Origin of the sequence: Corynebacterium macclintockiae, assembly GCF_027570165.1 — a bacterium.
GTDB classification, from domain to species: domain Bacteria; phylum Actinomycetota; class Actinomycetes; order Mycobacteriales; family Mycobacteriaceae; genus Corynebacterium; species Corynebacterium macclintockiae.
Map to the genome: position 1 here is coordinate 39,641 of NZ_JAKMUV010000004.1, position 14,669 is coordinate 54,309.

Here is a 14,669-nt window from a genome sequence, read left to right on the forward strand (position 1 = left end):
TAGCCGTGAGTGCGGGCAACTCATATCGCCTTCCACACAACACTGCGTTATCGCCGCCTTATTCCGACGCCCCTTCGACCCCAAATACCCCCATATCAGCAGGTCAACAACTATTCGTGGCGGAATTTTCGACGCTGTACGCCGTCAGCGAACGCCCTTTCTGGCACGCATATAGACCGGCCATCTTTGCATAGTTATTTTTTTCAAACCGAGAACTTTTTGCTTTGCGAACATTACAGTGATGTACACCACTAAAAAGATATAAACCGCTCAAGTCGAGGCGCCACTCCGGGTTAGTTCCCCGGGCACTACCGATAGGCGCAGACCCAAACGCCAACCCAACCCAAACGCCGACCCAAGGAGAGTTACCCAGAAATGAACGCAGCTGCAGCCGCCCAGCTAACGAAGCCCTCCCTCACTGAACAGATCGGAACCGCAGGCACGCTCCTAAAGGGCACTCTGCCACTGTTCAAGTCCGGCGTTCTGGGCTCAATGAGTCCGATCGCCGCGTCCAAGGCATTAAAAGGCGTTATCCAGTGGAGCTTCCTCCCCGCCGGCCTGCTGGCCATCGGCGCTGCACGCGACCCCTACCACACCGCCATCATCGATGACGCTGGGTCGATGACCTACCAAGAGCTGCACGAACAATCCTCCACCCTGGCGCAAGCCCTGTTCCGCACCGGCGTCCGCGAACGCGATCGTATTGGCGTGCTGTGCCGCAACCACCGCGGCTTCATCCTTACCCTCTGCGCACACGGTCGGTTGGGTACAGACATTGTGCTGCTGAACACTGGGGCGTCCGCAAAACAGACCCAAGCCGTGCTACAGGAACAAAAGATCGACATCCTGTTTATCGACGAAGAGTTCCTGCCGCTACTACCGAAGGACTTCGACGCCTGCCCCGTGATCATCGCCTGGGAAGACGGCGACACGCTGGGGCTTTCCCGCGAGGCCGAGGCTGCGCTGAAGAAGCCTTCCAATATTCAGGACGCAATCGATAGCGGCGACTACGCCACCCGCAACGAAGACTGGAGCACCCTGCACGAGGTAGTGCGGACTACCCCGGAGAACCTGTCCATTCCCAGCCGCCCACGCCAAGGCCGCACCATCATCCTCACCTCCGGCACCACCGGCACACCGAAGGGCGCGCGCCGACCGGAACCGAAGACGTACATGCCGGCGTCGTCGATCATGAGCCGCATCCCGATGCGCCACCACCGCCCCTCCTTCCTCTCCGCGCCGATGTTCCACACCTGGGGATTCGCGCAGATTCAGCTGGCGCTCGCGCTGCGCAACACCATGATTATGCAGCGACGATTCTCCCCCGAAGGGGCCGTGAAGCTGATCGAGAAGAACCGCCCGTACACCATCGCTATGGTGCCGACGATGCTGCGCCGCATGCTGGAAGTCGTCCCGGAAGGATTCAACCCCGGCACGAAGATCATTGCCACCTCCGGCGAGGCGCTGCCGCCGAAGGTTGTGCGCGAGACGCAGGAGAAGTTCGGCGACGTGCTGTACAACCTGTACGGGTCGACGGAGGTCAGCTGGGCTTCCATTGCCACCCCGGAGGAGCTGCGCAAGCACATCAACACGGCAGGTAAGCCGCCTATGGCGACGACGCTGAAGATTCTGGACGAGGATGGCAAGGAGCTGCCGGACGGCGAGATTGGACGCATCTTCGTGAAGAACGACATGCTGTTCGAGGGCTACACACGCCCCGGCTCTGACAAGGAAATCATCGATGGCATGGTCGCTACCGGCGACCTGGGATACTACAACGAGGACGGGCTGCTGTTCATCTCTGGCCGCAGCGACGACATGATCGTTTCCGGTGGCGAGAACGTCTTCCCGCAGGAGACCGAGGACGTGGTGAACTCCATGGACTTCGTTGCCGAGTCCGCTGTGCGAGGCGTGGAGGATCCGGAGTTCGGCCAGGCACTGTGCGCGTGGGTCGTGCCGGAGGGCAAGAGCGCAGCCGAACTGACCGACGCCGAGAAGGCGGAATTCGAGGAGCAGGCGAAGCTTCAGGTCAAGGCTCACTTGGCTCGCCACAGTGTGCCGCGTTACTTCGTATACCTGGACAAGCTGCCCCGCAACGCGGTGGGCAAGGTGGTTCCGCGCGAGCTTCCGCAGCCCTAGTTGGGGTGAATGAGGCTGGCGCTTCGGCGGCCTGAGGGGCTGGAGCTTCGGCGGCCTGAGAGGCTGAGCCCAGCTCTCACTAAGCCCCACATGTCGTTAGAACGGGAATCTGTTACTGAACTCAATTTTCGACTAAGCAAAACCGCAGGTCAGAGCTTCGCGTAAAAAGTGGACGAGGTAGCACATGTGCAGAATTCCCGATCTAGCGACATTTGCCTTACACCACCCCCCCTTAGATCTAGAGCGCTCGCCCCATCAGTCCCCCACTTGCACACCCACACCACTTACAAGCGCCAGACGACACTAACCACCCCCTCCCGTTTCACCCTGCACTCTCCCAAAGACTGTAAATGTCGGAAAAGTTGCAAAACACTATTGGGGATGATTGTTACTAAAACAAAAGCCCTGGTCAGCGAATCGCACACCAAGGGTCAGGAATAGTAAGTCTGCAGTTTTGCAACTTTTCCGACATTTAGCATCACGTAAAGCCGGCAAGGGCTGTGGGCGTCATAAAACATGAATCACGAGAACAACACCAACCGAAACAACTTCCTCAAACAACAGCAAGGGTGACTGGCCGCAGCCAGTGCCCCACGGCGTGCGCAATAATGATTGGCATGAGCCAGATCAGCAGCACCAATAGCAACCCCAACAGCAACCCCAACCAACCCCTCCGTCCGCGCGTGCTGTCCATCGCCGGTACGGATCCGACGGGCGGGGCGGGCGCGCAGGCGGACCTGAAGTCCATCATGGCGGCGGGTGGCTACGGCATGTCCGTCATTACCGCGCTGGTCGCGCAGAATACGCAGGGTGTGCGCGAGATCCACACTCCCCCGCTGGATTTCCTCCGCGCGCAGCTCGATTCCGTCTTCGACGACGTCACCGTTGATGCTGTGAAGATCGGCATGCTCGGCGACACCCAGACCATCCAGACCGTCCGCGATTACCTGCAGAACCACCAGGTCACGACGGTGCTGGACCCGGTGGCGGTGGCTTCCTCGGGCGATCGGCTGCTCACCGCGGACGCCGAGGACGCACTGCGGGACTTCGCTGCCGCTTCTTCGGTAGTGACGCCGAACCTCCCCGAGCTCGCACTCCTGACTAAGACTGACATTGCCAGCAGCGAGCAAGATGCCGTGGACATCGCCGCGAAGTGGGCGCGGGAAACCGACACCACCGTGATCGTGAAGCTGGGGCACCTGGCTGGGCCGGAGGCCGGAAACATTGCCGTGTCCCCGAACGGGCAGACGCACAAGGTCAGCTCCCCGCGCGTGGAAACAAAAAACACCCACGGCACGGGGTGTTCTTTGTCTTCCGCACTGGCCACCAGACTGGGCGCGGGAGATTCGCTAGAGAATGCGTTGGAATGGTCCACAAAATGGCTCAACGAGGCCATCGCCAATGCCGACAAGTTGCTAGTCGGTCAAGGCCATGGCCCCGTTGATCACTCGGTGCGCCTGTTCTAGGCAGGCGCTAGTGGGCTCTTACTTGAGCTCCTTGGAGGAAAGTCCCAGCTCACGGCGGGCGACGACCAGCTGCTGGATCTGCTGGGTGCCCTCAAAGATGTCCAGGATCTTGGAGTCGCGAGCCCACTTCTCCAGCAGGTCGCGCTCGGAGTAGCCGTAGGCACCGGCCATCTCGACTGCACGCAGGGTCAGGTCGGTGGCCATGCGGCCTGCCTTCGCCTTGCACTCGGAGGCTTCCTTGCTGTTCGGCTGCTTGTTGTCAGCCATCCAGCCTGCGCGCAGGGTCATCAGGTATGCAGCTTCCCAGTCGCTCTCCAGGCGAATGTACTCGCTGGCGGCTGCGGGCTGGTTCCACGCGGGGGCGTCATAATCGATCTCTACACCTGCGTCGGTGAGGATCTCGCGCAGCTTCTCCAGGGAAGCGCGGGCAACACCAACGGCCATGGCGGCAACCATCGGGCGGGTGTTGTCGAAGGTGGCCATCACGCCGCCGAAGCCCTTCTTGGTGTCCACCTCCGGGGAGCCCAGCAGGTTCTCCTTCGGGATGCGGACGTTGTCCAGGATGAAGTGCGCGGTGTCGGAGGAGCGGATACCCAGCTTGTGCTCCAGGCGGACCAGCTCGAAGCCCGGGGTGTCGCGCGGAACGACGAAGGACTTGATGGCCGCGCGGCCTGCGGACTTGTCGACGGATGCCCAGACGACAACGTGGGTGCAGCGCTCGCCGGCGGTGACGAAGATCTTCTCACCGTTCAGGACGTACTCGTCGCCATCCAGCTTGGCGGTGGCGGCAACTGCTGCAGAGTCAGAGCCGAACTGCGGCTCGGTGATGGCCATGGCGGCCCAGATCTTGCCGAAGCGCTCGAGCTGCTCGTCGTCGGCGACGGCAGCTACGGCTGCGTTGCCTAGACCCTGGTAGGGGATGGACAGGGTGAGTCCGACGTCGCCCCAGCAGGTCTCGATGACGTTGAGGATGGAGGCCATGTTGCCGCCATTCTTGACGCCCTCAGCCTTCTTCTTTTCATCGCCGCGGCCACCGGAGGCACCAGCCATTGCCTGGCCGGCGTCTGCCATTCCCTCGACCAGGCTAGCCATGGTGTCCAGCTCAACGGGGCGCTCGTGCTCCGCGAGGTCGTACTTGCGGGAGATGGGGCGGAAGATTTCGGCGGCGGCCTGGTGCGCTTGGTTCTGGCCCGCCTTCAAACGCTTGGGGAGTTCCAGATTAATCATGATGTGGTTCCTTCAAGTTCCTTGTGCTTATTCGATATCGATTCGAATGTGTGGCGGGGGTTAAACGACGACTACGCCTTCGGCGATGCCGACGGCGCGCATGTCGCGGTACCAGCGCTCGACCGGGTGCTCCTTGGTGAAGCCGTGGCCACCGAGCAGCTGCACGCCGTCGAGACCCATGACCATGCCCTTGTCGGATGCGTAGCGGCGGGCAAGGCCAGCCTCACGGTTGAAGGACAGGCCCTGGTCCAGGCGGGATACGCCGCGCAGCAGGATCAGGCGCAGGCCGTCGAGCTCAATGCGCAGGTTGGCGACCATGAAGGCCACTGCCTGGCGGTGGGAGATCGGCTCGCCGAAAGCTTCGCGCTCGTTGACGTACTTCTTGGTGTACTCCAGGATGGCCTCACCGGTGCCGGCTGCCAGTGCAGCCCAGCCCAGGCGGGAGCGGCGGATGATCTCCGCGTAGTTTTCCTTGCGCTCGTCAGCCGGCAGATCCTTGCCACCCAGCAGCTGGCTGGCCGGAACGCGGACGTCCTTCAGCAGGACTCGACCCAGGGCGGCGCCACGCAGACCCATGGACGGGTCAGCCTCGACAACCAGGCCCTCGGTGTCGGACTCGACGATGACGAAGGTGTTCTCGCCGTCCAGGTTCACGGCGATGACGAACAGCTCGGCTTTGCCGGCGTTCGGAACCATTGTCTTCACACCGTTGATCACGATGTCGTCGCCCTCGCGGACGGCGGTGGTCTGCAGGGTGAAGGGGTCGAACAGCGGGCGGGACTCAGAGACGACCACGGCGGCGGCCGGGACGGACTCGCCTGCGAACTCCGGCAGGTAGGTCTTCTGCTGGGAGTCGTCACCGTAGTTAGTGATGACGTTGGCCACGCCGGCCGGTGCCAGGATGGCGACGGCCTGGCCCATGTCGCCGTATGCCAGAGCCTCGGCGATCAGAGCGTTGGTGGTGGCGCCGGAGGCGGAGGCAATGCCTTCGTACTCTTCCGGCAGGTTGATCAGAGCAACGCCCAGCTCAGCGGCAGCCTCCAGCAGACCTTCGGCCGGCTCGGATGCTTCGTTCTGGTCGTGGCCGGTGGGGCGCAGGCGCTCTTCTGCGAACTCGCGCACAGCAGCGACGATCATTTCCTGATCCTCGGTCGGGGTCAGGTCGAACGGCGCCTTGCCCGGTGCCGGGGTTTCGGTCGGGATCGGCTGGTTGTTCTCGTCGGTGGTCTGGTTTGCCAGACGTACCGGCTTGCCGGAGCCCTTGATCTTCTTGAACTGGCGGTTCACGGCACCCAGGGTGCGCATGCCGGTCTTGGTGGACTGGTAGGCAACGCGGTCCACCTTCTTGCTCAGACCGTACTTCTCTGCCAGGTCGGAGCCGGTGAACTTCGTCAAGACTCCCATGACGGTACCGATTGCGTCTCGCTTGATGTTGTTCAGGCCAGGAGTCGAATCGGCACGCTTGCTTCGGTCGCTCATTTCGTGCGGCCACCTTTCACTGGTTGTCAGCGCAAATTACATATCTGCATGTGCGGATAATTATGTACGTAGCATAAACCAGGATAATGGCGCGCATCACATTTTGAGACAAAACATTGGGGAAATTACACCCACACGGGCGAGCTGCACCCACGCTGCCCTACGCTCCTCCAGCGGCGGCGCCTCCCCCACTGGCGGTCCTCCACCGGCGGCGCCTCCCCCGCCGGCGGTCCCCCACCGGCGGCGCCCCGAAGGCTACGCCCCGGCGCGGCTGCCGCCTCCTCCCCCTGAGATTGCGAACTAGTTGTCGCGCTCCGGCTTCACAATCGGGAACAGCACGGTCTCGCGGATGCCCAGGCCGGTCAGAGCCATCAGCAGTCGATCGATTCCCATGCCGGTTCCTGCCGTCGGCGGCATACCCTGCTCCATGGCTGCCAGGAAATCTTCGTCCAGACGCATTGCCTCGTCGTCACCATTGGCGGCCAGGCGTGCCTGATCCTCGAAACGCTCGCGCTGAATAACCGGATCCACCAGCTCGGAGTAGCCGGTAGCCAGCTCGAAGCCGCGGACGTACAGGTCCCACTTCTCCGTCACACCTGGCTTGCTGCGGTGCTGGCGGGTCAGCGGGGAGGTCTCGACCGGGAAGTTACGCACGAAGATGGGGCCTTCCAGCTGGCCCTCGCACAGGACCTCCCAGATTTCCTCCACCAGCTTGCCGTGGCCCCAGCCACCCTTGGCGGGAACGTCCAGGCCAATAACCTTGGCGATCTCCTTCAGTTCCTCAACGGTGGAGTCGATCGTCACCTCCGGCTGGCCGGGGTACTTGCGCGCAAGTGCCTCGTTCAGCGAGGGGTACATCTCGATTTCCTTCCACTCCCCGCCGAAGTCGAACTCGGTGCCGTCGGCCAGGCGCACCTTGCCGGTACCCTCCAGGTCGGTGCCCTTGGTCAGCTGGTCCACGATGTATTGGATGGACTCGCGGGTGGTACGCGCGCAGTCGTCGTAGTCGCCCCATGCTGCATAGGTCTCCAGCATCGCAAACTCCGGGGAGTGGGACTTGTCCACGCCCTCGTTGCGGAAGTTGCGGTTGATCTCGAAGACGCGGTCGATGCCACCGACCACAGCGCGCTTCAGGAACAGCTCCGGCGCAATGCGCAGGTACAGGTCGATATCCAGGGCGTTGGAGTGGGTCACGAACGGACGGGCCGCCGCGCCACCGTGCAGGGTCTGCAGCATCGGGGTCTCGATCTCTACGAAGCCCTCGCCCTCCATGTAGTCACGCAGCGCGCGGATGACCTTCACGCGGGTCATCGCGTTCTTGCGGGCTTCCTCGCGCACGATCAGGTCGTTGTAGCGCTGGCGCACGCGGGTCTCTTCGTTCATCTCAGCGAAAGCCACCGGCAGCGGACGCAGAGACTTTGCTGCCATGACCCACTCGCTGGCCATCACGGACAGCTCGCCGCGACGGGAGGCGATCACGCGACCCGTCACGCCGATAAAGTCGCCGAGGTCCACGTCGGCCTTCCACGCAGCCAGCGCGTCCTCCCCTACCTCCGCCAGGGAAAGCATGGCCTGCAGCTGCGTGCCGTCGCCGTCCTGCAGCGTGGCGAAGCACAGCTTTCCGGTGTTACGCATGAAGATCAGGCGCCCGGTAATGCTGACGACGTCTTGGGTTTCTTCGCCTGCGGCGAGGTAAGTGACGCCCTCTGTTTCAACCGGCTGCGCCTCAGCTTCACCGTCATCCTTCTTCACGGCCCACTGTGCGCGTACCTCGGCCAGGGAGTGGGTGCGTGGCACCTCTACCGGGTAGGCGTCCTTGCCGGATTCGAGGATGCGCTGCCGCTTTTCGCGGCGGATGCGTAGCTGTTCGGGCAGGTCTTGTGCGGGGGTATTTGCTGCGTCAGTCACGCTTACAAAGCCTAGCGCATGGAACGGACAGGTAATCGATTGAGGCGTGCGAGACGCTCGAGGGTGTTAGCTTTAGGGAACATACGACGACCAATACACGAAGTACACCGGACGAAGACACGAAGACTACGGAAGCACTCAAACATGTTTAGTTCACGCCCCGCTACTTTCACCCATAAGTACGCCCGCGCCACAGCTGCCTGCTTGGCAGCGGGCTCTTTGGTTTTCGCATCCAGCTGCTCCGCTTTTCAGCGCCCGGAAGGCGCCAGCGAAGAGGTTTCCTACGGGGGCAAGAAGGAAAACTCCGGCTCCAATAACAGTTTCTCCGACGTCTCCCCAGAGATCAGCGACGACAAGCTGCGGGAAATCTTCGCGGACGGCAAGTTCAGCGACTGCAAACTCGACCAAGCTTTCTTTGACAGCGCGTACGTGGATGGCGCGAAGATGCAGCCGCTGGACTCTGCTGACGTGTACGTCAATTCAGAAACCTGCTCCGGCTATATAAAGCCGCAAATCAGTGGCGATCAGCCCGATGAGCTCAAAGAAACTTCGATCTACACTGCACTGTCCGCCACCAAGAATGGCTCCAATCTCGACGATCTTCCCAATGGGGATGCTGAACGAAAGGAGCTATCCGACGATGGTCTTCAAGGATGGAAATCTGCCGAGGTAGTAAATGCGTGCATGCTTTCCGGCCCGGAGGGAACACCGTTGGAATATGCAGAGGTTATCTCCATGTCCGGTTGTGACCCGGTCAAGCCGCTGTTGCGCTCGCTGACTAACTTGGCAAACCGTTATCAGGAACTCGAGGGCAAGGAAGCGAACATCGGTGGCTCTAACGGCCCACTGGAAATCGGCGATCGCGTAGAGATCGACCTCGTTGATGGCGGCTACCTCGAATCCCGCGACAAGGCCAAGCCTAAGGAAGAGTCGGTCACTGAAAAGGTGGGCGTCGGTAAGACAAAGATGAAGCTGATGAGCCTTGAGATTCTTACCGACAATCCGCAGGATTACGGCAAGGTTTGTGCCGAAGTGGAGTATGACTACGAAGACGAGTCGCCACTGTTCCCTCCGACCGAGATAGGTCTACAGTCCCCTGACGGCGATTACCAGCTGATGAAGGTTGCTGGTAATACGGTGACTCCTTTGTCTGATGGTAAGGGCAGCCAGCGTTTCTGCTCGGAGGTTGGGTTGCGTTATAGCAACAGCGACTTCGTGATTATCGGATCGGAGACACTCACGGCAACGGAAAAGTCCCTTGAGGAAGAGGGAATGCCGCTGTGGCGCTTCCACGTGAAGCGCAACGACGAGGGAGAATTCGAGTTCAACTAGCCTTCCGGGTGGCGCGGGTTCTTGAGCCCCGAGCCGTCCGGCACGTGAGCCGGATCGCCGCCGAGCTCCACCTGCTTGTTGTTCTCGTCCACAAAGACGACACGCGAGGTGTAGTTCTTCAGGTCTTCCTCGCTGTACTGGGCGTAGCCGATGATGATCACCAGGTCGCCGGGGCTAATCAGGCGCGCGGCAGCGCCGTTGATGCCGATCACTCCGGTGCCCCGGTCACCGGTGATGGCGTAGGTCGTCAGGCGGTTGCCGTTATCTATATCGACGATATCGATCTGCTCGCCCTCGAGGATGTCGGCAGCTTCCATCAGATCAGCGTCGATGGTGCACGAGCCGACGTAGTGCAGGTCGGCCTGGGTGACCGTCGCACGGTGGATCTTTGATTTCAGCATGGTTCGCAACACGGGTGAACACCTTACTCGGGGCTAACCAAATATGCTATTTAGCTGTTCTTTTGTGCCCGGTCACCGCGCACCGATACGGCGCCCGGGCGACGCTCAAGCAGCGCCCAAGCGCTACTGGAGCGAGCGCTTAAGCGTTCCGGTGCGCGCCGTCGCTCGGCAGTGCCACCACGAACTCGGGCTCGTTGAAGCCCTTCTCCGCGAAAGCCTCAGCCACCGCTGTGGCCGTCGCCTCCACCTGATCCTCACGCAGCAGCGCAATCGCGGAGCCGCCGAAACCACCACCGGTCATGCGCGCACCTAGCGCGCCCTGGGCCATCGCAACATCCACCGCGGTATCCAGCTCCGGAACGGTGACCTCGTAGTCATCCCGCAGGGAGGCGTGGCTGCCCTGCATCGAACGCCCGAAAGCCTCCATGTCACCGGCGCTGACCTGCTTAATCGCCTCGGCCGTGCGGGCGATCTCGCTCACCACGTGGCGCACGCGGGCGGCCACCTCTACCGGATCCACGTCGTTGGCCTTGGCCCATCCCACGGAGGCATCCTCGGCCTCCTCGGCGAAGCGCAGGCTGCTGACCCCCAGGTCGGCTGTCACTCCGTCGATCACCGCGCGTCGCGCAGCATACTGCCCGTCGTTCAGCTGGTGCGGAGCGTTCGTGTTCATTATGAGGATCGCCAGCCCCCGCCCCGCGATGTCGAAGGGCACCTGGGTGGCGCTGTCCTCGGCGAAGTCGATGGCCAGCGCGTGGCCGGCCTGGCCAAACAGCGAAATACGCTGGTCGAGGCCGCCCGTTGAGGCGCCGACGACCTCGTTCTCTGCCCTTATGGACGCCCCCATGAGCCCGTTGCGGACCGCATCATCAAGGGTCGCGCCGCCGTATAGGTCAAAGGCCGCCAGAGCCGCCGAGCATTCCAGAGCCGCGGAGCTGGACAACCCCGCGCCGACGGGAACGTCGGATTCGATGGCGAGGTTCAGGCCACCGGCGGGCATCAGCCCGGCCTCGGTTGCCGCCCAAATCGCGCCGACGGCGTAGCCCGCCCAGTTGGCGGGATTGCCGGGACCAACCTCGGCGACGGGGATCTCGAAGTGGACGATCTCCACGGGGTCGCCGAAGCGGGAGGCCACGCGATACACGCCGTCGTCGTTCTTGGCAGCAGCCACGTAGGTGCGCTGGGACAGTGCGAAGGGCAGGCTAATGCCATCGGCATAGTCGACGTGCTCGCCGATGAGGTTCACGCGCCCCGGCGCGGACCACACGCCTGCGGGTTCATAGCCGTAGACCTGCTGGAATAGGGAACGCGCATCGGCAGCACCCTGCTCCTCGGAGCGGGTCTGCAGCCACCGCGGAGTACCAGCGTTCTGTGCTGCGTTGGTTTGGCTAGTTGGCATTGTCGGCGACCTCCCGGAAGCGCTCGGCGATTCGTTCTGGGGTGGTATCGGAGATCCAGGCCTCCTGGCCCGACTCGCTACCGGCCAGGAACTTCATGCGCCCCGGAGAGCGCATCATCGAATACAGCTGCAAGTACAAGCGACCGTCCTCGCGCCCCTCCCCCACCGGCGCCTGGTTCCAGGCCGCAATATAGGGGGTGCGTTCCACCCCGTCGAAAAAGCGGTCCATTCGGCCCAGCAGATCCAGGTAGAAGCGGGTCAGCTCATCCTTCTCTTCGTCGGATAGCGCCGCGAAGTCCGGCACCGCCCGGTTGGCCATGAGGATGACCTCCACCGGCCACTTGGCTGCAGCCGGCACATAGGCTGTGAAGTGCTCGCCGGCCAAGAGTATGCGGGTGCCGGATTCTTTTTCGGCGGACAAGGTGGCGTCAAAAAGATCCTGACCAGTGCTTTCCCTAAACGCCCGAGCGCGCGCGGCTACCTCAGCGGCACGCGGCGGGAGGAAGGGATAGGAGTAAATCTGGCCGTGCGGGTGCTGCAAGGTCACGCCGATCTCCTTGCCGCGGTTTTCGAAGGGGAACACATAGCGGATGCCTTCGATGGCGGAAAGTTCAGCGGTGCGGTGGGCCCAGGCCTCGACGACAGTGCGGGCGCGCTCGTATGGCAGATCCCTAAACGAGGCGTCCACGTCCGGAGTGAAGCAGACAACCTCGCAGCGGCCGATGGCGGGCCTGCGGGGGAACAGTTCCTGGCCGTCGACGTGGGCAGCGAAATCTTCCGGCACTTCCATGTGCACTGACAGGGAGGGGAAGCGGTTTTCGAAGACCACGACGTCGTAATCGTCGGCGGGCACCTCGGTGGGCAGCTCGCCAGGCCTGGTAGGCGCCAGCGGGTTTTCGTTGGCCGGAGGCATGAACGTGCGGTTCATGCGGTGCGCGGCGTAGACATACCACTGGCCGGTCAGAGGGTCCTGCCGCATCTCGGATTCCGTGGTGGCCTGCGGCAGGTCGCGGGAATCGTGCAGCTCGCGCTGCTTCTCGCCACGGACATAAGCCGGCTCGTCGTCGAAGTACAGCAGCTCGCGGCCGTCGGCCAGCGTGGTTCGGGTTACTTTGACATCGTGCTGCACGGCGTAAATCACTTCCTTTAGTAGGGCGCCCTAGGACGCGTGAAGTAAAGCGCCCGCCTCCTTTAAGGAAAAGGGGCGGGCTCTAGCATGTAGTTCTCGAGTGTGTGTTACTCAGCTTGAACGTCTTGTGCGGCAGATTCGTCGATCTTGATGGGATCCAGTTTGGTCCACAGCAAGAAGACCGCCGCCACGGCGACCATGGCAAGCCCGCACACCAGGTTATACGTTTCATTCTTCGGCTCGCCGGTGGTCACATCCATACCCGGATCAAGCAGGAAGTAGCTGATCAAGAGCACTAGTCCGTACAGGCCCATGAGGGCGCCGATGACGTTGCGGATGTCGAAAGCGCCGGCCATGTGGGAACGCTTGGAGGTCTTAGAGACCTTTGCTTCGGTGTTGTTAGCCATTGTGTCCGTTCACTCCTTTCTGGAATCTTAACTGCGCTTAGGCGAACACGATGTTGAGGACAGTCACCAGAACCAGGCACAGAATGCCCAGCGGGACGGTGCGGCGGTACCACGGCAGGGTGGCCTCTGCGGCGTCCGTGAGGTTCTCCTTCGGGGTGACGGACTTGACGAAGCCCACCAGCTCCTCGTCCGGCTTTGGCTTAGTGACCAAGGAAACCAGGACGGAGACCACAATGTCCGTGACGAAGGCCAGGGAGGCAGCGACGAAGGCCGTGCCCTGTCCCGGCAGGTTGAAGAAGCCAGCGTCGGTGCTGCCGAAGGTCGCTACAACCCAGTAGGCAATCGCGACACCCGTACCGGAAACCAGGCCGACCCAACCTGCGGTGGGCGTCATACGCTTCCAGAACATACCCAAGATGAAGGTGGCGAACAGCGGCGCGTTGAAGAAGCCGAACAGCGTCTGCAGGTAGTCCATGACATTGCCGAAGTTGGAGGCCAACAGAGCGGTGAACACGGCAATGACGGTGGCGCCGACGGTGGCCACGCGGCCGACCTTCAGGTAGTACTCGTCGTCGCGATCCTTAACAATGTAGGACTGCCAGATGTCGAAGGAAAACACGGTGTTGAACGCCGAGATGTTCGCCGCCATACCGGCCATGAACGCAGCCAGGAGACCAGCGATAGCCACGCCCAACAGGCCGTTCGGCAGCAGATCGCGCATCAGGTACAGGATCGCATCATTCGGTTCCGCCGAACCATCCATGATCGGGGTGACCGTCGCACCGGCGACCATGCCAGGGATGACCACCAGGAAGGGGATGAACATCTTCGGGAATGCACCGATGATCGGGGTCTTACGCGCGGCGGACAGCGAGTCGGCTGCCATGGAGCGCTGCACCTCCACGAAGTTGGTGGTCCAGTAGCCGAAGGACAGCACGAAGCCCAGGCCGAAGACCAAGCCAATCGCCGAGACGATCGGGTTTTCGAAGCCCGAGATCTCGGTGCCCGGCCACGTGTGGAAGTGCGAGGAATCCGCAACCTTTTCCTGCAGGCCAGACCAACCGCCGACCTGGTGCAGGCCGATCATGGTCAGCGGCAGCAGGGCAGCAATAATCACGAAGAACTGCAGCACCTCGTTGTAGATGGCGGCGGACAGGCCACCCAAGGTGATGTAGGACAGCACGATCGCTGCGGCGACAACCAGGGTGACCCACAGCGGCCAGCCCAGCAGGGAGTTAACGACCTTAGCCAGCAGCAGCAGGTTCACGCCGGCGATCAGCAGCTGGGCGACGGCGAAGGAAATGCCGTTGACCAGGTGCGCACCGTTGCCGAAGCGGCGCTGCATGAACTCCGGCACGGAACGCACCTTGGAGCCGTAGTAGAAGGGCATCATCACGATGCCGAGGAAGACCATGGCCGGGATCGCGCCGATCCAGAAGTAGTGCATGGTCTCGAATCCGTACTGCACGCCGTTGGCCGAGTGGCCCACGATTTCAACGGCGCCCAGGTTGGCGGAGATGAAGGCCAGGCCCGTCACCCACGCGGGTAGGGAGCGGCCGGAGAGGAAGAAGTCAATTGAGCTGGACACCTTGGACTTAGCTGCCCAACCGATGCCTAGGACGAAAGCGAAGTATAGCGCGACCAGCGCGTAATCTACCCAGCTCGCGTCCAAACGTAGTCCTTCAGCTGTCATAGCTGTGAACCTCCAGGAACGTCGCGTCCCCGTCCCTGGCACCAATCATCGTTATTCTCAACTACCGGCGACGAGAACTATTGGATATT

General features: G+C 62.1%; 11 protein-coding genes. 3 read left to right on the forward strand and 8 right to left on the reverse strand.

What is annotated here, in order from left to right; genetic code table 11:
- Nucleotides 1-375: 375 nt before the first annotated feature.
- Together L8U58_RS05030 and thiD are read left to right on the forward strand one after the other, a co-directional pair.
- Entirely contained in the window at nucleotides 376-2,139 is a 1,764-nt protein-coding gene (locus L8U58_RS05030; RefSeq protein ID WP_035002669.1) for an AMP-binding protein, read from the forward strand.
- A gap of 617 nt (nucleotides 2,140-2,756) precedes the next feature.
- Nucleotides 2,757-3,605, forward strand: coding sequence for a bifunctional hydroxymethylpyrimidine kinase/phosphomethylpyrimidine kinase (thiD, locus tag L8U58_RS05035; protein ID WP_269954828.1), 849 nt, complete (start codon nucleotides 2,757-2,759; stop codon nucleotides 3,603-3,605).
- An 18-nt stretch (nucleotides 3,606-3,623) separates the two neighbouring features.
- Here the strand turns inward: thiD and L8U58_RS05040 are convergent, their stop codons facing one another.
- The 3 genes from L8U58_RS05040 to lysS all read right to left on the reverse strand — a co-directional run bounded on the left by L8U58_RS05040 (nucleotide 3,624) and on the right by lysS (nucleotide 8,219).
- On the reverse strand, nucleotides 3,624-4,832 hold the full coding sequence (locus L8U58_RS05040) for an acyl-CoA dehydrogenase family protein (RefSeq protein WP_034974913.1): 1,209 nt from the start codon (nucleotides 4,830-4,832) through the stop codon (nucleotides 3,624-3,626).
- A gap of 60 nt (nucleotides 4,833-4,892) precedes the next feature.
- Entirely contained in the window at nucleotides 4,893-6,311 is a 1,419-nt protein-coding gene (locus L8U58_RS05045; RefSeq protein ID WP_034971779.1) for an acyl-CoA dehydrogenase family protein, read from the reverse strand.
- Nucleotides 6,312-6,611: 300 nt separating this feature from the next.
- Nucleotides 6,612-8,219 carry a lysine--tRNA ligase gene (gene lysS / locus L8U58_RS05050; protein WP_269954829.1) on the reverse strand — a complete coding sequence of 536 codons (1,608 nt, stop codon included), beginning with the start codon at nucleotides 8,217-8,219 and terminating at the stop codon, nucleotides 6,612-6,614.
- Nucleotides 8,220-8,363: 144 nt separating this feature from the next.
- On the opposite strand from lysS, the gene L8U58_RS05055 reads away from it, so the two are divergent.
- Complete coding sequence (locus L8U58_RS05055) at nucleotides 8,364-9,551, forward strand: hypothetical protein (RefSeq protein ID WP_034981790.1); 1,188 nt, start codon at nucleotides 8,364-8,366, stop codon at nucleotides 9,549-9,551.
- Here the strand turns inward: L8U58_RS05055 and panD are convergent.
- From panD to L8U58_RS05080, 5 genes are all read right to left on the reverse strand, one after another.
- Nucleotides 9,548-9,964 carry an aspartate 1-decarboxylase gene (gene panD / locus L8U58_RS05060; RefSeq protein WP_034969122.1) on the reverse strand — a complete coding sequence of 139 codons (417 nt, stop codon included), beginning with the start codon at nucleotides 9,962-9,964 and terminating at the stop codon, nucleotides 9,548-9,550. The two genes, L8U58_RS05055 and panD, sit on opposite strands and share 4 nt — an antisense overlap.
- Nucleotides 9,965-10,091: 127 nt before the next feature.
- Nucleotides 10,092-11,351, reverse strand: a complete 1,260-nt coding sequence (galK, locus tag L8U58_RS05065; RefSeq protein ID WP_269954830.1) for a galactokinase — start codon at nucleotides 11,349-11,351, stop codon at nucleotides 10,092-10,094.
- Entirely contained in the window at nucleotides 11,341-12,492 is a 1,152-nt protein-coding gene (gene galT / locus L8U58_RS05070) for a galactose-1-phosphate uridylyltransferase (protein WP_269954831.1), read from the reverse strand. Before galT ends, galK begins: the two co-directional genes overlap by 11 nt.
- Nucleotides 12,493-12,587: 95 nt before the next feature.
- Nucleotides 12,588-12,887, reverse strand: a complete 300-nt coding sequence (locus tag L8U58_RS05075; protein WP_269954832.1) for a hypothetical protein — start codon at nucleotides 12,885-12,887, stop codon at nucleotides 12,588-12,590.
- 37 nt (nucleotides 12,888-12,924) lie between these two features.
- Nucleotides 12,925-14,580: a sodium:solute symporter family protein gene (locus L8U58_RS05080; RefSeq protein WP_034969128.1), complete on the reverse strand. Its 1,656-nt coding sequence runs from the start codon at nucleotides 14,578-14,580 to the stop codon at nucleotides 12,925-12,927.
- Between the last annotated feature and the right edge of the window lie 89 nt (nucleotides 14,581-14,669).